We start from the raw sequence: 21,182 nt of genomic DNA on the forward strand, positions 1-21,182 counted from the left end.
CCGCCACTCGCCACCCACTTAAGCAAGCTTAAGCTGTGCTGCCGTTCGACTTGCATGTATTAGGCCTGCCGCCAGCGTTCACTCTGAGCCAGGATCAAACTCTTCACTTAAAGTTTTCGAAGCCGAAGCTTCTAATGCTTAAAAATGCAGAATTTCTCCCAGTCCCAATTACTCGCTGTACGTTGTACTTGCGTACGAATACTTATAAGAATTGAGGTTCTGTTCGAACGTCTGCTATGGACAACTATCCATTACCAGACGCCCGCACAAGTTACCTGCGCACACTGTCAAAGATCATCGGGTTGGGCCTCAGCGCCTTTCCCTGTTCACCCCGTCGCCGTAGCGTCCGAGTGAGCCGCCCATTATGCCGAAGTTTTTCAACTTGTCAACACGCCGAAGCGATTTTTTTTCGTTTCACTCATTCTGCCGAAGCGCCTGAGTGAGCCGCACATCTTAGCGAACTTTCCGTGTTTGTCAACACTTCATTTCGCCGCCTTGTCGGCCCCTTCCGCTGCAAACCGCAGCCCGCTCCAGAAGGGAGGCGAATCATGCGCCTGTTTTTCGGTTTTGGGAAGTCTTTTTTTTCAAAATGAATGCAGATATTGAGCCCGCATTCAGCTTTCTACCCTCAAGCGCTTGTTACTAGGCGGATGCGCGCGAAATTGCGCTTACCCACCGCGACTACGCCCTCGAACCCTGGCGTAAACAGGCGCGCCGTGTCTTCAAAGATTTCGCCATCAATTTTTACTGCGCGCTCTTTGAGCTTGCGATTTGCCTCTGAGTTAGAGGGCGTAATCCCAGCCGCGGTGAGCAGCGCCGCGATGCGCACGCCTTCTGCAGGTACCGCAACATCTTGCAGCGGCAGAGAAGAGAGGTCGCCCTCGCCGCGCACCGCGGCATGCCAGCCCGCCAAAGCCTGCTCCGCCGCCGCTGCATCATGAAAGCGGGCGGCCAGCTCACGCGCGAGGCGTAGCTTGATATCGCGCGGGTTTAACCCAGCCTCGACTTCAGCACGCAGCGTTTTGGCTTCGTCTATTCCAATATCGAAGCTGAGCAGGTCGATCCACTTCCACATCAAGTCGTCGCCAATCTTCATCGTTTTGATGACGATGTCGATGGCAGGCTCAGCGATGCCGATGTAGTTGCCCAGTGATTTGCTCATCTTATTGACGCCATCAAGACCTTCCAGCAGCGGCATGGTCAATACGATTTGTGGCGCTTGCCCATGGTGCTCCTGTAGGCCACGCCCCATCAGCAGGTTGAACTTTTGATCGGTGCCGCCCAGTTCCACGTCGGCCTTCAGCGCCACTGAGTCGTAGCCTTGCACCAGCGGGTAGAGAAATTCGTGGATGGCGATCGACTGCTGCGCGGCATAGCGTTTGGCGAAGTCGTCGCGCTCGAGCATGCGCGCCACGGTGTGCTGGCCGGCAAGGCGAATCATGTCGGAGGCCGACATCTTGCCGAACCACTCGCTATTGAAGCGAATTTCGGTGCGCTCTTTGTCGAGCACTTTGAAGACTTGATCGGCGTAGGTCTGGGCATTGGCTAGTACGTCTTCACGCGATAGCGGCTTGCGGGTAACGTTCTTGCCGGACGGATCGCCGATCATGCCGGTGAAATCGCCAATCAAGAAGATGATCTGATGGCCTAGGCCTTGGAACTGGCGCATCTTATTGAGTAGAACGGTATGCCCCAAATGCAGATCGGGCGCGGTGGGGTCAAATCCCGCTTTGACTCGCAGTGGGCGTCCCAACTTAAGACGCGCTTCAAGCTCTTCACGCTTGAGGATTTCATCGCTGCCGCGCGCGATAAGGTCTAGGGCTTGCTGTAATTCCGACACGATTGTGGTTCTCCGAGGCGCACACCACTACAGGCGCGCATTCATGTATTTAAAGAAGGCGTTAGCCCACCGTTAAACTGTGATCTTCAAAAACATTTGTAGATTCAACGGGTTGACGCGGGCCTTTCGGGTGTCTATGGTAACCCGCCGATAGATTTTGTTACACGCAGGGGACGATCATATGACGGATCTGCATCACGACGCCGTACGGCGCGACAACTTAGAACGCGCCCGCGCCAATGCGGATCACCCCGTTACCCCGCCCAAGAAGCATCCGTTTCAAGGCCGCTGGACGCGTCGCCAATGGGCCCACGCCAGCGTCGTCACCACGATGGGCGTATTGCTGGTGGCCATTGTGCCGGGCTTCTCGAATCTGCTTGACTCCACGATGAGCGCCAAAGCGCAGCGGATGACGCTATCGCTGACGCTACCGAAAGCCAGCGCACTGGCCGGGAAATCCACGGACGACAACTGGCAGTCGGTCTCGCTCAAGCCGGGCCAGACTCTCAGTGGTGTCTTCGAAGAGCTGGGCATTCCGTATGACCAACTTGAGCGAGTGATGCAGCACCCGAAGATCAAGCCGACCTTGCGCAAACTGCGCCCGGGGACTGCGCTGAGCTTCAACTTGCCGCGTGATGGCAGCGTGCGCGCGATGCGCCTAGAGCCGGGCCCCGGTGTGGGCGAGTTCCCAATTGAGCTTGAATTCAACGGTGACGCGCTGCGCGAACGCGCCGTGCCGGTGGAAATCACCACCCGCACTGTGGTGCTGACCGGCGAAGTGGGTAAATCGCTATTTGCGTCTGCGCGCAAGCTGGGGCTGGGCAGCCGTCAGCTGAACCAACTCACTGACGAGATGTTCAAGTACGACATCGACTTCGATTCTGATTTGAAAGAGAGCGACCGCTTCAGCGTGGTGGTCGATCAAACGTGGAAAAATGGCCAGCTGTCCGACACCGGTCCGGTGCTTGCGGCTACGTTTACCGTCGATGGTAAGCTGAAGAGCGCGTTCCGCTATATGCGTGATGGCAAGCCTGAATACTTCACTCCGGATGGGCGTTCACTCAAGCGTCCCTTCATCCGTATGCCCATTCCTTATGCACGCGTTAGTTCGAGCTTTGGGATGCGCAAACACCCAGTGCTGGGGCGTATGCGCGGCCATATGGGGATTGACTACGCGGCCGGTACCGGCACGCCCATCATGGCGGCAGGTGATGCCAAGGTGGAATTTGTGGGCCGTAAAGGCGGCTATGGCAATGCGGTGATTTTGAACCACGGCGGCGGTAAAACCACGCTGTATGGGCATATGTCGCGCTTTGCCAGCATTCGTGCTGGGCAGCGCGTGGCGCAAGGCACGGTGATCGGTTATGTGGGTAGCACCGGCATGTCCACCGGCCCGCATTTGCACTATGAATTCCGCGTCAATGGCGTGCATATGAACCCATTGAAGATGACCTTGCCGCCGCCGACGCCGTTGGTCGGTAGCGATTTAGTGGCCTTCAAGGGCGAGACCCGACGTGCGCTTGAGAAGATTCGCGAAGTAGAAGACGTGGTATTCCAGCTGGATGACGGTAGCCGGGTGGCGAGTGCACCGACACCCACGCTTACCCGCAAGAAGGGCTGAGTAAATTTGGCAGCGATGCGATACTGCATCGCATGACCGACCCTACTCACAACGACCTTTTCCTTGGCCTGATTTCCGGCACCAGCGTTGACGGTATCGACGCCGCACTGGTGCGTTTTCAGGGCACTGCCGCGCAGGCACGACCGGAACTTATCGCTGGCCATACCTATGGCTGGACGCCTGATTTGCGCCAGCAGCTTGTCGCGCTGGGTCAGCACGCACACACGCTCTCGTTAGACGATGTAGGGGCGTTGGATACGCGCATTGGCCAAGCGTTTGCTGAGGCCGCTTCCAGCCTGATGGATGCAGCAGGCATCGCGCGCAAGTGCGTTCTGGCGATTGGTTCACACGGCCAGACACTGCGCCACCACCCGCATGGCAACGCGCCCTTCACCTTGCAGCTGGGCGATGCCAACATCATTGCTGAACACTGCGGTGTTCAAGTGGTGGCGGACTTTCGCCGCCGCGACGTGGCCGCCGGAGGGCATGGCGCGCCCCTCGTCCCGGCCTTTCACGCTGCGATTTTGCACACACCAAGCGAAGATCGCGCCATCCTCAACCTAGGGGGGATTGCCAATGTCACCTTGCTCCCCGCACAAGGAGCGGTGCGCGGCTTCGATACCGGCCCCGCCAATGGCTTGATGGATGCGTGGTGCTTGCACCATACCGGCCAGCCTTACGATGTAGGCGGTGCGTTCGCCGCACAAGGCCATGTGGATACTGAGCTACTGGCGCGCCTGCTGGCCGAGCCTTGGTTTGCCATGCCTCCGCCGAAGTCCACCGGGCGCGATCAGTTCCACTTGGGTTGGGTGCAAGCTGCATTGCGCGGTGCTGAAGCCCCCGCCGATGTGCAGGCCACCTTGCTGGCGCTGACGGCGCGCAGCGTGGCCGACGCGCTGCAGCACAGCCAGCCCAACACCCAGCGCGTGATCGTTTGCGGTGGCGGGGTGCACAATCCGCAGCTGCTGCAGGCGCTCCGCGAAGTTCTACCGAATTCGATTATTGAATCCAGCGCCGCGCACGGGCTGGACCCGGACTTCGTCGAAGCCATGGCGTTTGCTTGGCTGGCGCGTGAACACCTCGCGGGCCGCCCCGGCAACCTCCCTGCAGTGACCGGCGCGCGCGGCCTGCGCGTGCTGGGGGCGCGCTACCCTGCTTGAACGCCCGCTGCAGGCGCAGTGCGCATCCGCTGTGATAGCCACAGACAGAGCAGCAGCGCTGGAATACCCGCCAATGCGGTGCCAAGGAAGAATAAGCCGTAGCCTTCGGCAAGACTCCGGCCCAGCGCGAGTTGCTCCACCGCCACCCCGGAGAAGCCTTTCAGAAGCTTTCCTAGCAGTGCGTAGAAGGAACTGAGCAAGGCATATTGCGTCGCGGTATAGCCCACGCTGGTGAGGCTGGACATATAGGCCACCAGCGCGGTTCCGGCAAAGCCGGTGGCGAAGCCGTCGATGGCCATCGCCACGGCAAACACGCTGTGATCGCCGCTGGCATAGGCCACCCAGGTAAAGGCGGCGTTCGAACCGGGGCCGAGAATGGCACCGGCGAGCAGGGTTGGCACAAAGCCAAACCGCACCGCACTTATACCCGCTGCCGCAATTCCGAGCATTGATGTTCCCAGCCCGATCGAGGCGCGAATTTCACCCACAAATTCCTTACTGATACCGATATCGGCATAAAACGGGTTACTCATCGGCCCCATCACAAAATCCGGCAGCCGATACAGGCTGATCGCCGCCAGCATCAGTAACGCCCACTTGCCGTGCGTTTTGAAGAAGGCGATAAACGGCCCGGCGATGGCGTCCCACAGCCCGGAGAGCGTCCATAACGGCGCATGCTCGCGCACCTTGGGGGTTTGTGAGGCAGCAGGTTCACGCGCCAGCAGGAGCACCGCCGCGACGCCTACACCCATTAGCGCCACCATCGCCCAATACGACAGCGCCCAGCCGATATAGGTGGCGAGGATCAGGATCAGCGCATCGGTGACCAACAGCGCGCTGCGGTAGCCGAACTGGGTACCGGAAGTGAGCAGACCTAGCTCTTCGGCATCGTCGGCGATCTCGATCCGCCAAGCGTCCACCACAATGTCTTGCGTGGCCGATGCAAATGCAGCCATCAGTGCCAGTGCGCCGAACACCACCAGCCCACCCTGCGGCTGCACGATGGCCATCCCCGCCAACCCCACCGCCACGATCAGCTGCGAGAGCAGCATCCAGCCGCGCCGGTGGCCCAGCCGTCCCAGCAGCGGAACATTGGTTTTATCGATGATGGGCGCCCACAAAAACTTCAGGGTATAGGCCAGCCCCACCCACGACAGAAAACCAATAGCCGATAGCTCGCTACCGTTTTCGCGCATCCAGTAGCCCATGGTATTGCCAACCAAATACAGCGGCAGCCCGGAGGAAAAACCCAACAGCAGCATCGCCAGTACTTTAGGCCGCCGTAGCGCACGCACGACATCGGCAAAGGTTTGCTTATGCGCTACGCTCATTCGTCGTACTCCACCAGCAAAGGCGCGTGGTCGGAGAATTTCGGTTCTGGGAATATCTCGGCGGCACGAATCGTTGCGGCGATACCCGGCGTGGCGATCTGGTAGTCAATTCGCCAACCGACGTTATTGGCCCGCGCAGCGCCGCGCTGCGACCACCACGAGTACTCCACCGCATCGGGTTTGGCCACACGGAAGGCGTCTTTCCAGCCCTGTGCGGGTGGCACGATCAAACCATCGTGGGCGGCGTCGGCAATCATTCCGCTAAGCCAAGCACGCTCGTGCGGCAGGCAGCCGGAATTTTTCTGGTTCCCCGTCCAATTTTTAATGTCATTCTTGGCGCGCACGATGTTCCAGTCGCCGCAGAGTACGTACTCGCGGCCGCTGGCCAGCCAGCCATCCATGATCGGCTTGAGCCAAGCCATCACCTCTTCTTTGAAGCCTTGGCGCTCTTCGCCAGAGCTGCCGGAGGGAATATAAAAGCTCACCACAGAAAGATTACCGAAACGCGCCTCGATATAACGCCCTTCATCGTCGAACGGCGCCCATCCTAGGCTTGTGCGCACTTCATCCGGCGCGCGCCTACTGTAGATCGCCACGCCGCTATAGCCCTTTTTTTGTGCATCTTTGAACCAGCGCTGGTAGCCGCCCGGCTGGAACACCGCATCGCCCAGCTGGTGTTCCTGCGCCTTGGTTTCCTGCACGCACAACACATCGATATCGTGCTGCGCCAACCATTCAAAAAAACCTTTACTTGCCGCCGAACGCAGGCCGTTGGCGTTGAAACTCAAAATTCGCATGCGCGTGCGCCCAAAGTGGGTGAAAACCCGACAAGCATAGCCGGTTCAAGCAGCCGTCTCGCGACGTATGTTGTACGCTTTGCGGTTGAACCGCCGTTTTTTATCCCATGACCGACCATCGCACCCGCTTTTTACAGCTCGCTCTTCGCGCCGACGCCTTGCGCTTTGGTGAATTCACCCTCAAATCCGGGCGCGTCAGCCCGTATTTTTTCAACGCCGGGCAGTTTAACTCTGGCGCAACCTTGGCCGAACTTGCCACCTGCTACGCCGATGCAGTGGATGCGGCAGGCCTAGAGTTCGATCTGTTATTTGGCCCCGCCTATAAGGGCATTCCGCTGGCTACCGCACTGGGCTGCGAATACGCAAAACGCGGCCGTGATCTGCCGTTGGCGTTCAACCGCAAGGAAGCCAAGGCGCATGGCGAAGGCGGCAGCCTGATTGGCGCACCGCTGGAGGGCAAGCGCGTACTGATTGTGGATGATGTCATTACCGCTGGCACGGCGATTCGCGAGGCGCTGGGGATTATTGCGGCCGCGGGCGGCAGGCCAGCGGGGATTGTGATTGCACTGGATCGCCAAGAACGCGTACAGGAAGACGCTGCTCTTTCTGCGGCGCAGTCGGTGGCGGGTGAGCACCAGATTCCTGTCATTGCCGTGGCCGGGTTGGCCGACCTGCTTGCGTTTTCCAACGACAGCCACACGCTTTCCGCCCATCGTAATGCCCTGCTTGCCTACCGCGCACGCTACGGGATTGCCTGATAGGCTTAATGTTCGTCGCAGGGGGACATCATGGAACGTCATTGCAACACCCATCGCACCACCCAAGGAATTTTGATTGCACTCACGCTGCTTGCAGCGGGCGCGACTTTTGCGCAAACCAAAACGCCTACTGAGAAGAAAATTTATTGCTGGAATGAAGGCGGCAAGCAGGTGTGCGGCGACGCCCTGCCCGCCTCTGCGGTGGACAGTGCGCGCACCGAATTCAGCGTAAAAAGTGGCATGACCACCGCGGTAGTGGGCCGCGCACTGACCGATGAAGAGCGCAGCGCTGCGGCCCAAGCCGCAGATGCAGCGCGCGATCAGGCCGAACAAGACGCCACGCAAAAACGTCGCGACTTGGCCATGATCGAGTCGTATATGACCGAGAAAGACTTGCGCCGCGCCTACGGCGAGCGCACCGCGCTGCTGGATGAAACGCTTAAAGCAAGCCGTTTGGGCGTGGCCAACCTGCGCCTGAGCCTGCTTTCGCTGCTGCGCCAAGCCGGTGACCAAGAACTCAGTGGCGCGCCCGTCACCAAGAAACTCACCGACTCTATTTTGCAGCAGCACGCCGAACTGCTCCGGCAGAAACAGATCTTGCTGGTGCAAGAATCCGATCGCGCCGCGCTTGGCCAAGAGCTGCAAAGTTCGCTGGAGCGCTATCGCGGCATGCGGGCAGCACTGGAAGGCAAGCCGCCTGTTACGTCACCAGCACCGGCTGCGCCTGTTAAGAACTAACTAGGCTTACTGACGCTGCGCTGCTCAAAGCAGCGCAGCAATTTTCATTATTAAAACGGCAGCTCTAGCTTAGGTTCAAGCTGCAGCAGGCGGTCACGGAAGGCCTGCTGGATCCGCGCTACAGCACTGTTATTGTCGGCATCAAACCGCATCACCAGCACCGGGGTGGTGTTGGATGCGCGCACAAGACCCCAGCCGTCTGGCCAGTCTACGCGCACGCCATCAATGGTGGTGAGCCGCGCACCATCGAACCCTGCGGTCAGACGGAAGCGTTCGACAAACTCGTGCGGGTCGCCTTCTTCCGGCAACGCGACCTTGATCTCCGGTGTGGAAACACCATCCGGCAGGGCGTCGAAGACGGCTTCTGGCGCTTCTCCGCGCACGTCCAAAATCTCCAGCAAACGCGCTGCGGAGTAGATGCCGTCATCAAACCCGAACCAGCGTTCGGCAAAGAAGAAGTGCCCGCTCATCTCGCCGGCCAGTGCGGCCTCGGTTTCGCGCATCTTCGCTTTGACCAGCGAATGCCCGGTTTTCCACATCAGTGGGCTACCGCCGTGGCGCAGGATCTGGGTGGGCAGGCGGCTGGTGCACTTCACGTCATACACGATCACCGCACCGGGGTTGCGCTCCAGCACGTCGGCGGCAAACAGCATCAGCAGACGATCTGGGAAAATATTTTTCCCGCTGCGGGTGACCACGCCCAAACGGTCGCCGTCGCCGTCGAAGGCCACGCCTAGATCCGCGTCCAAACGCTCCACCATTTGGATCAGTGCTTCCAAATTATGCGGCTCGCTGGGATCTGGGTGGTGGTTGGGGAAGGTGCCGTCGATCTCGCAGAACAGTGGCGTAACTTCCGCCCCAATAGCTTCCAGCACGCGCGGCCCAATGCCGCCCGCCACGCCGTTTCCGGCATCCACCACCACTTTCAGGCGTTGGCCAATCTGAATATCGTCGGCGATGCGCTGCACGTAGTCTTCGCTGATATCGCGCTCGTCCAGATCGCCACGTACTTTTGATTCCAATAAGCGATCTTCCGCGATGCGGGCGTACAGATCCTTGATGGCATCGCCCGCTAGCGTTTCGCTGCCCACCACGATTTTGAAGCCGTTGTAATCCGGCGGATTATGGCTGCCGGTAATCGCAACGCAGCACCCGGTGTGCAGGTGATAACTTCCGAAATACACCACCGGCGTGGGTGCCATGCCGATATCAACGACATGACGCCCGGCTTTACGCAGCCCTGTGATCAGGCCTTCCGATAGTTCTGGCCCAGACAGGCGGCCGTCACGGCCAACCACGATTGAATCCAATCCTTGTTCGGCCATCACCGAGCCGATGGCTTGGCCGATCAATTCCGCCACACCAGCATCGAGTGATTTGCCGACTATGCCACGGATGTCGTAGGCGCGGAAGATGCGATGATCGATGACCACGCGTACCTTGGCTTCTGTCTGCGTGTCGTCGGTATCCGCCGATGGGTCTTTCGACGCGGCTTTTGCCTTCGCTTTGGCTTTTGTCACCGGCTGGTTCTGTTGCAAGTCGGCCAAGGTGGGGCCCGATTCCACTTCCACCACACCGCCCATCGCCAGCAGTTTCGGCCGCAGCTTGAACCACAGCCCGGCCGCCGCTAGCAGTAGCAGCACGCCCATCACCAGTGCGGTAATGCCACTAACGCCAAACGGTGCGGCAACAAAATCCGGAACCGCTGCAGCGATGCGTAGATCCGAGTCGGGTACTTTGACGCCCAACGCCTCGGCGGCACCATTGAGCGCTGTATCACCGCGCTCGATCACGCTGCGCTGGCCTTGGCGCAGTGCGAGATAGGTGTTTTCGGGTAGGCGTGGCCCTTCTACGCCGCTGGCAAGGCGGGTGATTGGCAGTTCAATGTAGGCCACGAATGGCGCAGCCCCTTGCACAGCCGCCGCCAGCGCCAGCCGGTGCTCCCCACCCGACTGCACAACCCGCTCCGCGGTTTTATTGTCTAACAAGGCGTCTTCGGCCACCGCTAGCGCGCCAAAACCGCTGCGCGGCAACCCTTGATAGAGCGTGTCAAGATCGGCGGGCCAAAGCTCGCTGCGCTGCACGTCGTCCCACCCGGCCTTGAGTGCTTTAGCGGCTGTAGCGCGGTCACCGGCTTTGGCGGCGGCAATAAATTCTTTGGAGGAAAGACGAGCGCCTAGCTTCTGCCGCTGCTCATTGATGGTGCGGCGCACGGCCATCGCGACATTGTCCCGCGCGAACTCCAGCGCATGCTGACGGCTCTCATCGCGCTGACGCAGCGCACCTGCCACCAGGCTCCATAGTGCGAATGCAACCAGCAACAGCACGAGCCACGGTAGCGCCCGTGCTGCCTGCAACGGATCAAACTGCAGCTGCGACTTTTCGTCGTCGGCCGCATCCGTTGCGTCTTGTGTTTTTTTCCCTAAGCCAAACAACCCCATGTTCTCCCCCTTCAACGCACGCCGGTGTGGCCAAAGCCACCCTGACCACGCGCGCTTTCTTCAAAAGTATCCACGACTTGCAGCTTCGCATGCACCACTGGCATCAGCACCAGTTGGGCGATACGGTCGCCCGGTTCAATTGTGAAAGCCGTATCGCTGCGATTCCACGTGCTGATCATCAGCGGGCCTTGGTAATCGGCATCGATCAAACCAGTGCCATTGCCGAGCACGATGCCGTGCTTATGGCCCAGCCCCGAACGCGGCAGGATGACGGCGCACAAATGCGGATCGGCGATGTAGATCGAAAGCCCCGACGGTATCAGCTGAGTTTCACCTGGGGCCAGGCTCAGCGGCGCATCCAGCGCGGCGCGTAAATCAAGACCGGCGCTGTGCTCGGTGGCATAGGCGGGCAGTGGCCAAGTGGAGCCAAAGCGTGCATCTAAAAGTTTGACCTGCAGCTGGTGTGTACTCACCACTTTTGCCCCTGCATCAAGCGTTCTCCAATTAAATCCAACAGCGCCCCTGCTAACACCGTTTTCGGTGCGGGGCCCAGCGCGCGCTCCGCGCTCGCCTCGATGACCAACAGCGCGTTATCGTCGCTTTCAAAACCACTGCCCGGCAAGCCCACTTGATTTGCGCAGATCATATCCAGCCGCTTGCGTTCCAGCTTACCGCGCGCATAGGTGGACACGTCGTTGGTTTCTGCGGCAAACCCTATAACTAAACGTGGACGCTGGCTGTGAGCGGCCACATCGGCGAGGACATCGCGGGTCTGCACAAGTTCTAAGGTCAGCGTATTTTGCCCTGCACGCTTTTTCAGTTTGTTCGACAGCGGCGCCACCGGAGTGAAATCGGCCACCGCCGCCGCGCCGATATAAACATCGCACGGGAGTGCAGCCATGACTGCATCGTGCATCTGCGCCGCGCTACGCACGTCGCTACGTTGCACGCCTGCAGGAGTAGGCAGCTGCACGGGGCCAGCCACCAGCACGACATCGGCACCGCGCTGCGCCGCTTCTGCGGCAATGGCAAACCCCATTTTTCCGCTGCTGCGGTTGCCCAAAAACCGAACCGGGTCAATATCTTCAAACGTGGGCCCTGCGCTGACCACGATACGTACACCTGCGAACTGTGTCATACCTTTGCCCCCAGTGCGGCCACGATTTGTGCAGGCTCCGCCATTCGGCCAGGGCCAGACTCACCTTCGGCCAGCGGGCCATCGTTTGGCCCAATTAAGCGCGCCCCGCGCGCGAGCAAGGTGGCGATATTGGCCTGAGTTGCGGGGTGTTTCCACATACGATGATTCATGGCCGGGGCCACGGCCAGCGGCGCTTCGGTGGCCAAACAGAGCGTGCTGACTAAATCATCGGCAAGCCCGTGCGCAAGTTTCGCCAAGGTATTCGCGGTGGCTGGGGCCACGACGACCTGCTGCGCCCATCCGGCCAATTCTAAATGCCCCATCGCCGCTTCGGCCTGCGCGTCCCATAGGGAGACCCGTACCGGGTGGTGCGATAAGGCTTGAAATGTTTGCGGCCCCACAAATCGCTGCGCGGCTTCGGTCATCGCTACTTGCACATCGGCCCCGGCGTCACGCAAGCGGCGCACCAATTCGGCCGATTTATACGCAGCAATACCGCCGCTGACGCAGAGCAGCACACGGTAGCCAGCATTCGGAAAACACGGAGCCTGCATCGGGCCGTTCCCTGACCTTAGTCCAAAGCACCAGCTTACCTGATGCCGGGGCAAGTTCCGCTATCTGGCGCATTTTTGTTCATGCAATCTGCTTGCATGCATATCCGAGATTGGCCTGAGGCCGAACGCCCCCGCGAAAAATTACTGGCCCGTGGCCCCGGCAGCCTGTCGGATGCCGAATTGCTGGCGCTTTTCCTTGGCTCTGGCCGTGCCGGGCAGGACGCCGTGAGCTGCGCCCGTACCCTTTTAAGCAACTACGACGGCCTGCGTAAGCTGCTCGATCGCGACGCCAACGCGCTTACCCAGCTACGCGGCATTGGCCCAGCGCGTGCCTGCCTGCTGGCAGCAGCACTTGAGCTGGGGCAGCGGCACTTGGCTGCGCAGCTGCAGCGCGGTGAGGCGCTGGCAAGGCCAGATGCCGCCGGGCGCTATTTTTGCCAACGCCTGCGTGGGCTACGCCACGAGGTTTTTGCCGTACTTTATCTTGACACCCAGCATCGGGCGCTGGGTTTTGAAGAACTCTTTCGCGGCAGTATTGATGGCGCTGAAGTGCACCCGCGCATTGTTGTGCAACGCGCACTGGCGCATGGGGCGGCTGCGGCCATCCTCGGCCACAACCACCCCAGCGGCAACCCACAACCCAGCGCCGCCGACCGCGCCGTAACCACGCGCATCAAGCAAGCGCTGGCCTTGGTGGATATTCGCCTGCTGGATCATTTTGTCATTGGCGACGGTGCGCCTACGTCCATGGCCGAGCTTGGCATGGTGTGAGCCGCTAAGCATCGGTTCTGAGATCGGCGGCCGCCTCGCGTACAATGACAGGTCGTTTGATACGCAGCCCTCTTTTCGTGAAAGCTCAACTCCGCGCCCTGATCGAGCAAGGCCTAACCGCCCTGCGTGCCGCTGGCACCTTACCTTCCGACCTTGCTTCGCCTGACTTTGTGATCGAGCGGCCGAAAGAGCGCGCGCACGGCGATTTCTCCTGCAATGCGGCGATGCTGCTGGCCAAGGCGGCCAAGAGCAACCCGCGCGCGCTGGCGCAGCAGCTGGTGGACGCATTGCCCGTGAGCGACGCGATCGCCAAGGTCGAGATCGCCGGCCCCGGCTTCATCAATTTCCACCTCACCGCCACCGCCTGGCAGCAGCAGGTGCGTGATATCCACGCTGCCGGTGCGGCGTTTGGCCGCAATGCCAGCGGCAAGGGCGTCACCGTGGGCGTGGAATATGTGTCGGCCAATCCCACCGGCCCGCTGCACGTCGGCCACGGCCGCGCCGGGGTGATCGGTGACTGCATCGCCCGGGTGATGGCCGCCAATGGCTGGAACGTGGCGCGCGAGTTCTACTACAACGACGCTGGCGTGCAGATCAACAACCTCGCCATCTCCACCCAGGCCCGCGCCAAGGGCTTCAAGCCCGGCGATGCGCAGTGGCCAGCCGATGCCTATAACGGCGACTACATCGGCGATGTGGCCGCCAGCTACCTGCGCGGTGACAGCGTGGAAGTGGAAGGCCAGACCATCACCGGCAAGAACGACGCCGATGACCTCGACGCGATCCGTCAGTTCGCGGTGGCCTACCTGCGCCGCGAGCAGAACGAAGACCTCGCCGCGTTCGGGGTGAGCTTTGATCGCTACTTCCTCGAATCCTCGCTGTACAGCGACGGCAAGGTCGAGGAAACCGTGGCCGCGCTAACCGCCGCCGGGCATACCTATGAAGAGGGTGGCGCGCTGTGGCTGCGCAGCACTACCTTCGGCGACGACAAGGACCGCGTCATGCGCAAGTCCGACGGCAGCTATACCTATTTCGTGCCGGACGTGGCCTATCACCTGTCCAAGTGGCAGCGCGGCTACACCCGCGCCGTCACCGAACTCGGCGCCGACCACCACGGCTCGCTGGCGCGGGTGAAGGCCGGGTTGCAGGCGCTGGACTGCGGCATTCCGGCCGGCTACCCGGACTACGTGCTGCACCAGATGGTGACGGTGATGCGCGGCGGCGAAGAAGTGAAGCTGTCCAAGCGCGCCGGCTCCTACCTCACCCTGCGCGACCTGATCGACGAAGCCGGGCGCGATGCCACCCGCTGGTTCCTGGTGGCGCGCAAGCCGGATTCGCAGCTGACCTTCGATATCGACCTGGCGCGCTCGCAGAGCAACGACAACCCGGTCTACTACGTGCAGTACGCGCACGCCCGCGTCTGCAGCCTGCTGCGTCAGGCCGGCGAGAAGAACATGCCGCACGATGCCGGCAACGGCGCGGCCAATTTGCACCGGCTCGACGATGCACCGGCGCTGGAGCTGCTGCGCGAGCTGTCGCGCTACGCCGAGGTGGTGGAAGCTGCTGGTGCCACGCTGGAGCCGCATCTGGTCGCGCAGTACCTGCGCGAGCTGGCCAATGCCTTCCACGGCTGGTATCACGCCAGCCCGGTGCTGGTGGAAGATGCCGCCCTGCGCGACGCACGGCTGGCGCTGGCGCTGGCCTGCCAGCAGGTTCTGGCCAACGGACTTGACCTGCTCGGCGTGTCCGCCCCGGAGCGCATGTAATGGCGGCGCGTCGCGGAAAATCGCAGGCTAAACGCAATGGCTCTAACGGCCTGCCCGGATGGGCTTGGCTGGTCATCGGCGTGGTGCTGACCTTACTTGCCGTGCTCCTGCTCCCCCGCTATTTGAAATCCGATAGCGGCGACGGCTTCTTCCGGCCCAAACCCAACCCCGACGCGCTACCCGCTGCGGTAAGCGAAGAAGGCGAGGCCATCGCGCCCGACGTGGCGCCCGCGAGCAAACCGGACAGCGAGAAGCCGAAGCCCACGCAGTACGACTTCTACACGCTGCTGCCGGGGCAAGAAGTCGCCATGACCGACGCCGAGCTTGCCGCCAGCGCCAAAGCCGAAGCAGATGCACAGGCCAAGGCCAATAAGCCCGCCGACACGCTTCCCGCGCCGGTCACCGAGGCCCCTACAGCAACGCCTCCTGCCGCAGCGGCAAACACCACTGCCGCACAAACCCCTGAAACGCCCCCATCTGAAGCAAGTAGTGCAGCGTCCAGCAAGCCGACCGCAGCGGAAGCGCGCTATATCTTGCAAGCGGGCGCCTTCGGCGCTTCGGGTGATGCAGAAGCGGTTAAAGCCAAAATTGCGATGCTCGGCCTTTCCGCGCGCGTGGAATCGGCGCAGATCAGCGGTAAGACGGTTTATCGCGTGCGCATGGGGCCGTATGGAAGCGCCTCAGAACTCGCCGACGCCAAGACCAAACTCAGCAGCGGCGGCCTGCAAGCGATGGCGGTGAAGACCAACTAACGACCACCGATTTCTTGGTCGTAGAATGCGGGGATGAATACTACGTCTCCCCGCACCGCACTTATTACCGGCGCCACCGCTGGCTTCGGCCGCGCCGCCACCCGTCGTTTTATCGCTGCCGGATGGCAGGTCATTGCCACCGGTCGCCGCGCCGAGCGTTTGGCCGAATTGCAAGCCGAATTGGGCGATAACTTACATACCGCTTGTTTTGACGTGCGTGACGAAGCCGCAATGCGTGCCGCGCTCACCACCCTACCCGAGCGCTTTGCCGGGATCGATCTTTTGGTCAATAACGCGGGCCTTGCGCAAGGCACCAAGCCTGCCCAGCAGGCCAGCCTTACCGACTGGCGCACCATGATCGACACCAATATCACCGCACTGGTGACCCTGACCCATACCCTGCTGCCCACCCTCATTGCGCGCAAGGGGGCGATCATCAATATCAGCTCCACCGCCGCCCTCTACCCCTATAGCGGCGGCAATGCTTACGGCGGCACCAAGGCCTTCGTCAGCCAATTTTCGCTGAACCTGCGCACCGACCTGCACGGCACCGGTGTGCGCGTCACCGCGATTGAACCCGGCATGGCCGAAACCGAGTTCACTGTCGTGCGCACCCACGGCGACCAAGCCGCCTCCGATGCGCTGTACGGCGGGGCCAACCCAATGACCGCCAATGACATCGCCGAAACGATTTTCTGGGTGGCCAGCCAGCCGCCGCATCTGAACATCAACCGGATCGAACTAATGCCGACCTCGCAGTCGTTTGCAGGTTTCCAGGTGTATCGGCAGGGCTAATCTCCAATTCAGGCAAAAATTACCAAAAGGGGTATATTGACCTTACTCTGAACAAACGGGGCTGTTATGAATGCTGTGTTAGCACCCAAGTTATTGGAGGATCTACCCCACACGCCCGCTTCCGATGTAAAAAAGTTGGGCTGGCGTGGCGTGATGGCCACCGTGCACCGCGAGGGCAAGGTACTGGTAACCAATCACGGGCGGCCAGAGGCGGTTGTCTTGTCTGCCGAAGCCTATGATGACCTACTGCAAGAAGCACTCGAAACCCGTGTGCGCAAGCAGGCCGCACTGGACGAGTTAAGTCACCAATTTGATGAACGTATGAAGGTGCTGCAGACCCCGGAAGCACGCGAAAAGCTGCGAGGCATCCTACGCCGCCCTATCAACTTTGACGGCAAAATTTTCACTGGTGATGAATTTTAAGCCGTGACGCGGCCATTGATTTTTGTGTTGGCAGGCGTCAACGGCGCAGGCAAAAGCACAGCAGGTGAGCGCCTACTCACACAGGAGGGGTTGACGTGGTTCAACCCCGACACATTCACCCGGCAACTCATCGCAGCCACTGGCACCGCACTAGCAGAGGCCAACGCAGCCGCGTGGAAACAGGGAGTCCGCCAACTGGATGCCGCACTTGCCTACGGTCGTGATTACGCCTTTGAAACCACGCTGGGCGGCACGACGATTGCCGCGAAATTACGCGAAGCCAGCAAAACCCACGATGTGCTGATGTGGTTCACCGGGCTGGATTCGCCAGAACATCACCTTGCCCGCATCCAGCTGCGTGTCTCACGCGGAGGGCATGACATACCTGAAGCCAAAGTCCGTGAGCGCTACGAAACATCGCGCAAAAACCTAATTGCACTGCTGCCGCTGCTCAGCCAGCTGCAAGTGTACGACAACAGTATCGACGCCATTCCCGGCCAGCCCATGCCCAACCCGCGTTTGCTGCTGCAAATGGAACATGGGCTGATTACGCATCCACACACCATTGAAGCACTGCGCGATACGCCGCATTGGGCGAAACCCATTGTGGAAGCAGCGCTGCAACTACAGGCGCGATCGCGCTAAGGCGTTACATCAGCGCAGTAACAGCACCGCCGGCAGCGCCATCAGCCCAAGCACAAAGACGATAGCCAAGAAGGTCAGCACGACGCGGGCCGGGTTAGCGCGCAGCACCGTGGCAAAGGTTTCTGCTGTCCCGTCTTGCTTGGCCGCCGCGTACTCGGCGCGTGCACGCGCACCGCGCTGCGTTTGATACGCCGCCATAGCGCGCTTGGCTTGGTCTATATCGGCATCGTCCTTGATCCAGACCCCACCAACAGTGATGCCCCACAGACTAGGCTTGGTTTCGTAATACGCGATCTTCTCAGCATCCAGCAGCGCACGCACATCGTCTGCTTCATCGTCAGGGACATTGCGTAAATTCAATAATAGCTTGGCCACGAGTAATTCCTACGCGCCACATTACTGCGGCGTGTCATCCAAATAGGTATAGGCCGTTAGCCCCGCTTCTAGCGCAGCTTTCAGACGTTCGCTCTCCTCGGTGGGCAGCTGCGCGGCATCGACTTTGGCGTTGTATTCGGCACGCAGATCAGCCAGTTGGTAGCCCACGTAATCCAACATCACATCGGTGGTGTCGCCACGCCGCTGGCGAGTGATGGCAAAGCCTGTTTCGGTGCTGCGCACTTCAATGGCATCGGTATCGCCAAACAGATTGTGGATGTCACCCAAAATCTCTTGGTAAGCGCCAACTAAGAAGAAGCCGAGCCGGTAATTTTCACCCTTGCGCAGCGCGTGTAGCGGCAGCGACGTGTCGAGGTCTTCGTTTTCCACATAGGTGTCGATCTTGCCGTCAGAATCGCAGGTGAGGTCACAAATGACACCACGCGTGGTAGGTGCTTCATCGAGGCGTTCAATCGGCGCGATGGGAAACACTTGGTCGATCGCCCACACATCGGGCATCGATTCAAACACGCTGAAGTTGACGAAGTATTTGTCCACCAACCGTTCGTTGAGCTCATCGAGCAGATCACGATGACTTTTTTCGTCGTACGTCAGGCGCGCTTTGACCGCGTGCGCGATGGCGTAGAACAGGTCATCGATACGTGCGCGCTGGATCAAATCCAGCTGGCCCAATGTGTACAGCGTCAAACCTTCTGCATGCGCATGTGCGGCCTCGTGGAACACTTCCACCGCCGGGCGCTCGTGCATCTCGGCATGCAGCTCACGCAGTTGCCGCACCGGATGCGACTCATCCGTATGAGACTCGGGCACACGCCCTTCCGGCGCACGCTCGACCTCGGTGACATTGGTCACCAGCACCGCATGATGCGCCGTCATCGCACGGCCGCATTCGGTGAGAATACGCGGCGGCACAAGCCCTTCTTGCTGGCAGGCTTCCGCCAGCGGCTGCACGATGCTAGACGCATAGTGATGAATGCCGTAATTCACGGAGTTGTATGAACGGCTGCGCGTGCCTTCGTAATCGATCCCCAAGCCGCCGCCGACATCGACATGGCTGATCTTAGCCCCAAGCCGCGACAACTCAACGAAGTAACGAGTGGCTTCACGCATACCCGCCGCGATATCACGCACGTTGGAAATCTGGCTGCCCATGTGGAAGTGCAGCAGCTTCAGGCAATCGCCCATGCCGCTATCGCGCAGCTCTTTCCACAGGTTCAGCAGTTGCCGCGGGTCGAGCCCGAATTTGGCTTTATCGCCACCGCTGTTTTGCCATTTGCCTGAGCCTAACGAAGCCAGCCGCATGCGCACACCCAACCCCGGCTTCACACCTAGTGCGGCCGCTTCTTCCAACGCCACTTTCAGCTCAGAAGGTTTCTCGATGACGATAAACGTCTGCAGCCCTAACTTGCGCCCAATCAGCGCCAAGCGGATGTATTCGCGGTCTTTGTAGCCGTTGCACACAACCGTACTGCCGGGCCGCGACAGCGCCAACACCGCCATCAGCTCAGGCTTGCTGCCCGCCTCCAACCCAAAGCCTTCACCGTGATGGCTGGCCAGGGTGCCGGCCACGCCGTGGTGCTGATTGACCTTGATCGGGTAGATGGCGGTATAACCACCGCTGTAGTTCCAATCTTTTTGCGCCTGTGCAAACGCGGCCTGCAGCTTGCCAAGACGATGCCCCAAAATTTCTGGGAAGCGCACCAATACCGGCAGGTTGCCATCCTGCGCCAGCGAGGCATCAACGATCTCCGGCAGCGCCAGCGCTGGCCCATGCGCACCGGTGGGGCGCACCATGATGCGTCCTTGTGCATCCACATCGAAGTAGCCGTCCGCCCAATGCGGGATCGAATAGGTTTTACGCGCAAGATCAAGCGACCAAGAGGACATTGCAGCCACACCAACAACACTAGAGGAGGCGCATTGTAGCCCCCTCGTGCATGCGCTACCCGATCCCGCGTTCAGGCTAAACGCTTAGCGCGCCACAACCGCCTGCGCCATCTGATGCACGGCCTGTGCCAGCAGCGGCCGCGGCAGGGCAAAGTTGAAGCGCACATGGCCCTCGCCCATGCAGTCGCGGCCGTCGGTCAACGCCACCTTGGCCTGTTGCAGAAAGAACGGCTGCGGGCTGGGCGTAAGCGCCAGTGCGCGGCAGTCCAGCCACGCCAGATAGGTGCCCTGCGCGGGAATATGGCCGACCTGCGGCAGCTGCTCCGCCAGCTCCTGCGCCAGCAGATCGCGGTTACCCTGCAGATAGGCCAGCACTTGTTGCCGCCACGGCTCGCCCTGCGCCCACGCTACCGTTTGCGCGATCACCCCAAACGTGGCGGTGGCGTCGTTGACGCGGTGGCCGATCTTGCGCCACAGCGCGCGGTCCGTGTCGCGGGTGAACACGAATTGTGCGCACTTAAGCCCCGCCAGATTCCACATTTTGGAAGCCGACACCGCGGTGATGGCCTGCTGCGCCGCGGTCTCGTTAAGCGCCGCATACGGCACATGCTGCGCCCCCTCAAACACCAGCGGCGCGTGGATCTCGTCGGAGAACACCCGCGCGCCGTGGCGCTCGACGATCGCGCTGATCCGCAGCAGTTCTTCGCGAGAGAAAACCTTGCCAATTGGGTTATGCGGATTGCATAGCAGCAGTAAACCGGCCCCTTGAGCAAATGCGGCGTCCAGCCCAGCTTCGTCCATCACCCAGCCCTCCCCCTCACGCAGCATCGGCAGCTGCAGCACCGGGTTGCCGCACCATTCCAAAATAGGGATGAACGGCATGTAGCAGGGCGTCGGCACCACCACCGGGGTGCCGACCGGCAGGAAATGCCGCAGCACCACCTCCAGCGCGCTCAGCACGTCGGGCATCACCTGAATATCATCGGGAGCCACCGCCCAGCCGTGGTGCGCCTGCTGCCAGCTGGCACAAGCCTCGCGCAGATCCCGCAATAGTTTGGTGGTAAGGTAGCCGGTGAGGCCATCGGTCATCACCTTATCCAGCGCCTGCCGAATCGGCGGCGCGATACCGAAATCCATTTCCGCCACGAACGCGCCAATGCAGCCTGGGAACGCCGTCCATTTGCGGCTACCGGCGGCACGGAGCTGGTCGGCGGTTAAGGTGTCAAAGTGCGCGATTTCCAATGCGATAGCCTTCTGTAAATACCAAAACATTTAAGACGGTGGCGGAGTCCGCCCCTTCCTATCCGGGTAAGGATAACCGGCCCACCGTTAGATTCCCGCTACAATCCGCACCCTAGCTTTCTTTATC

The 21,182-nt window shown here is 60.7% G+C and carries 18 protein-coding genes, 1 rRNA gene and 1 pseudogene; 10 read left to right on the forward strand and 10 right to left on the reverse strand.

Annotated elements, in window-relative coordinates; all coding sequences use genetic code 11:
• Together KUL77_RS08785 and tyrS are read right to left on the reverse strand one after the other, a co-directional pair.
• Nucleotides 1-110, reverse strand: a 16S ribosomal RNA gene (locus KUL77_RS08785); the annotation flags it as partial.
• 518 nt (nucleotides 111-628) lie between these two features.
• On the reverse strand, nucleotides 629-1,840 hold the full coding sequence (gene tyrS / locus KUL77_RS08790) for a tyrosine--tRNA ligase (protein ID WP_297145877.1): 1,212 nt from the start codon (nucleotides 1,838-1,840) through the stop codon (nucleotides 629-631).
• A gap of 181 nt (nucleotides 1,841-2,021) precedes the next feature.
• Here tyrS and KUL77_RS08795 point away from each other — a divergent pair, with 181 nt between their 5' ends.
• Together KUL77_RS08795 and KUL77_RS08800 are read left to right on the forward strand one after the other, a co-directional pair.
• Entirely contained in the window at nucleotides 2,022-3,461 is a 1,440-nt protein-coding gene (locus KUL77_RS08795) for a M23 family metallopeptidase (protein WP_297145880.1), read from the forward strand.
• Nucleotides 3,462-3,493: 32 nt separating this feature from the next.
• Entirely contained in the window at nucleotides 3,494-4,621 is a 1,128-nt protein-coding gene (locus tag KUL77_RS08800; RefSeq protein WP_297145882.1) for an anhydro-N-acetylmuramic acid kinase, read from the forward strand.
• On the opposite strand, the gene KUL77_RS08805 is transcribed toward KUL77_RS08800, so the two are convergent.
• Both KUL77_RS08805 and KUL77_RS08810 read right to left on the reverse strand, forming a co-directional pair.
• On the reverse strand, nucleotides 4,609-5,952 hold the full coding sequence (locus KUL77_RS08805; protein ID WP_297145885.1) for an MFS transporter: 1,344 nt from the start codon (nucleotides 5,950-5,952) through the stop codon (nucleotides 4,609-4,611). The genes KUL77_RS08800 and KUL77_RS08805 overlap by 13 nt on opposite strands.
• Nucleotides 5,949-6,749, reverse strand: coding sequence for an exodeoxyribonuclease III (locus KUL77_RS08810; protein WP_297145887.1), 801 nt, complete (start codon nucleotides 6,747-6,749; stop codon nucleotides 5,949-5,951). Before KUL77_RS08810 ends, KUL77_RS08805 begins: the two co-directional genes overlap by 4 nt.
• A gap of 107 nt (nucleotides 6,750-6,856) precedes the next feature.
• On the opposite strand from KUL77_RS08810, the gene pyrE reads away from it, so the two are divergent.
• Both pyrE and KUL77_RS08820 read left to right on the forward strand, forming a co-directional pair.
• On the forward strand, nucleotides 6,857-7,507 hold the full coding sequence (pyrE, locus tag KUL77_RS08815) for an orotate phosphoribosyltransferase (RefSeq protein ID WP_297145889.1): 651 nt from the start codon (nucleotides 6,857-6,859) through the stop codon (nucleotides 7,505-7,507).
• 30 nt (nucleotides 7,508-7,537) lie between these two features.
• Nucleotides 7,538-8,245 carry a hypothetical protein gene (locus tag KUL77_RS08820; RefSeq protein WP_297145892.1) on the forward strand — a complete coding sequence of 236 codons (708 nt, stop codon included), beginning with the start codon at nucleotides 7,538-7,540 and terminating at the stop codon, nucleotides 8,243-8,245.
• A gap of 50 nt (nucleotides 8,246-8,295) precedes the next feature.
• Here the strand turns inward: KUL77_RS08820 and KUL77_RS08825 are convergent, their stop codons facing one another.
• From KUL77_RS08825 to coaBC, 3 genes and pseudogenes are all read right to left on the reverse strand, one after another.
• Nucleotides 8,296-10,686 carry a phosphomannomutase/phosphoglucomutase gene (locus KUL77_RS08825; protein ID WP_297145894.1) on the reverse strand — a complete coding sequence of 797 codons (2,391 nt, stop codon included), beginning with the start codon at nucleotides 10,684-10,686 and terminating at the stop codon, nucleotides 8,296-8,298.
• Nucleotides 10,687-10,697: 11 nt separating this feature from the next.
• Nucleotides 10,698-11,159, reverse strand: a complete 462-nt coding sequence (gene dut, locus KUL77_RS08830) for a dUTP diphosphatase (RefSeq protein WP_297145897.1) — start codon at nucleotides 11,157-11,159, stop codon at nucleotides 10,698-10,700.
• Nucleotides 11,156-12,378 (reverse strand): annotated as a pseudogene (coaBC, locus tag KUL77_RS08835) (bifunctional phosphopantothenoylcysteine decarboxylase/phosphopantothenate--cysteine ligase CoaBC). The gene dut and the pseudogene coaBC overlap by 4 nt, the downstream one beginning before the upstream one ends.
• A 96-nt stretch (nucleotides 12,379-12,474) precedes the next feature.
• Here coaBC and radC point away from each other — a divergent pair.
• From radC to KUL77_RS08865, 6 genes are all read left to right on the forward strand, one after another.
• Complete coding sequence (gene radC, locus KUL77_RS08840) at nucleotides 12,475-13,149, forward strand: DNA repair protein RadC (RefSeq protein ID WP_297145898.1); 675 nt, start codon at nucleotides 12,475-12,477, stop codon at nucleotides 13,147-13,149.
• Nucleotides 13,150-13,226: 77 nt separating this feature from the next.
• Nucleotides 13,227-14,915: an arginine--tRNA ligase gene (gene argS, locus KUL77_RS08845; protein ID WP_297145901.1), complete on the forward strand. Its 1,689-nt coding sequence runs from the start codon at nucleotides 13,227-13,229 to the stop codon at nucleotides 14,913-14,915.
• A complete protein-coding gene (locus KUL77_RS08850; protein ID WP_297145904.1) occupies nucleotides 14,915-15,667 on the forward strand; it encodes an SPOR domain-containing protein in 753 nt (250 codons plus the stop codon). The genes argS and KUL77_RS08850 overlap by 1 nt, the downstream gene beginning before the upstream one ends.
• A 33-nt stretch (nucleotides 15,668-15,700) precedes the next feature.
• The gene (locus KUL77_RS08855; RefSeq protein ID WP_297145907.1) at nucleotides 15,701-16,462 is read left to right on the forward strand and encodes an SDR family NAD(P)-dependent oxidoreductase; all 762 of its coding nucleotides are present in this window, start codon (nucleotides 15,701-15,703) and stop codon (nucleotides 16,460-16,462) included.
• A gap of 66 nt (nucleotides 16,463-16,528) precedes the next feature.
• A complete protein-coding gene (locus KUL77_RS08860; protein WP_297145911.1) occupies nucleotides 16,529-16,885 on the forward strand; it encodes a type II toxin-antitoxin system prevent-host-death family antitoxin in 357 nt (118 codons plus the stop codon).
• Between the two features lie 3 nt (nucleotides 16,886-16,888).
• Nucleotides 16,889-17,530 (forward strand): AAA family ATPase, encoded by a 642-nt coding sequence (locus KUL77_RS08865; RefSeq protein ID WP_297145915.1) that lies wholly within the window; start codon nucleotides 16,889-16,891, stop codon nucleotides 17,528-17,530.
• 9 nt (nucleotides 17,531-17,539) lie between these two features.
• Here the strand turns inward: KUL77_RS08865 and KUL77_RS08870 are convergent, their stop codons facing one another.
• From KUL77_RS08870 to KUL77_RS08880, 3 genes are all read right to left on the reverse strand, one after another.
• Nucleotides 17,540-17,905, reverse strand: coding sequence for a DUF6164 family protein (locus tag KUL77_RS08870; protein WP_297145918.1), 366 nt, complete (start codon nucleotides 17,903-17,905; stop codon nucleotides 17,540-17,542).
• Nucleotides 17,906-17,926: 21 nt separating this feature from the next.
• Entirely contained in the window at nucleotides 17,927-19,813 is a 1,887-nt protein-coding gene (gene speA, locus KUL77_RS08875; protein ID WP_297145920.1) for an arginine decarboxylase, read from the reverse strand.
• Between the two features lie 84 nt (nucleotides 19,814-19,897).
• A complete protein-coding gene (locus tag KUL77_RS08880) occupies nucleotides 19,898-21,085 on the reverse strand; it encodes an aminotransferase class I/II-fold pyridoxal phosphate-dependent enzyme (RefSeq protein WP_297145922.1) in 1,188 nt (395 codons plus the stop codon).
• Between the last annotated feature and the right edge of the window lie 97 nt (nucleotides 21,086-21,182).

The organism is Thermomonas sp., from assembly GCF_019104945.1.
Lineage (GTDB): Bacteria > Pseudomonadota > Gammaproteobacteria > Xanthomonadales > Xanthomonadaceae > Thermomonas.

Coding starts and splice junctions, on each gene's coding strand:
- KUL77_RS08825 (WP_297145894.1), bottom strand. CDS start 10,686: ATGGGGTTGTTTGGCTTAGGGAAAAAAACACAAGACGCAACGGATGCG.
- KUL77_RS08860 (WP_297145911.1), top strand. CDS start 16,529: ATGAATGCTGTGTTAGCACCCAAGTTATTGGAGGATCTACCCCACACG.
- speA (WP_297145920.1), bottom strand. CDS start 19,813: ATGTCCTCTTGGTCGCTTGATCTTGCGCGTAAAACCTATTCGATCCCG.
- KUL77_RS08850 (WP_297145904.1), top strand. CDS start 14,915: ATGGCGGCGCGTCGCGGAAAATCGCAGGCTAAACGCAATGGCTCTAAC.
- KUL77_RS08810 (WP_297145887.1), bottom strand. CDS start 6,749: ATGCGAATTTTGAGTTTCAACGCCAACGGCCTGCGTTCGGCGGCAAGT.
- pyrE (WP_297145889.1), top strand. CDS start 6,857: ATGACCGACCATCGCACCCGCTTTTTACAGCTCGCTCTTCGCGCCGAC.
- KUL77_RS08820 (WP_297145892.1), top strand. CDS start 7,538: ATGGAACGTCATTGCAACACCCATCGCACCACCCAAGGAATTTTGATT.
- KUL77_RS08855 (WP_297145907.1), top strand. CDS start 15,701: ATGAATACTACGTCTCCCCGCACCGCACTTATTACCGGCGCCACCGCT.
- KUL77_RS08880 (WP_297145922.1), bottom strand. CDS start 21,085: ATGTTTTGGTATTTACAGAAGGCTATCGCATTGGAAATCGCGCACTTT.
- KUL77_RS08800 (WP_297145882.1), top strand. CDS start 3,494: ATGACCGACCCTACTCACAACGACCTTTTCCTTGGCCTGATTTCCGGC.
- KUL77_RS08805 (WP_297145885.1), bottom strand. CDS start 5,952: ATGAGCGTAGCGCATAAGCAAACCTTTGCCGATGTCGTGCGTGCGCTA.
- KUL77_RS08795 (WP_297145880.1), top strand. CDS start 2,022: ATGACGGATCTGCATCACGACGCCGTACGGCGCGACAACTTAGAACGC.
- radC (WP_297145898.1), top strand. CDS start 12,475: ATGCATATCCGAGATTGGCCTGAGGCCGAACGCCCCCGCGAAAAATTA.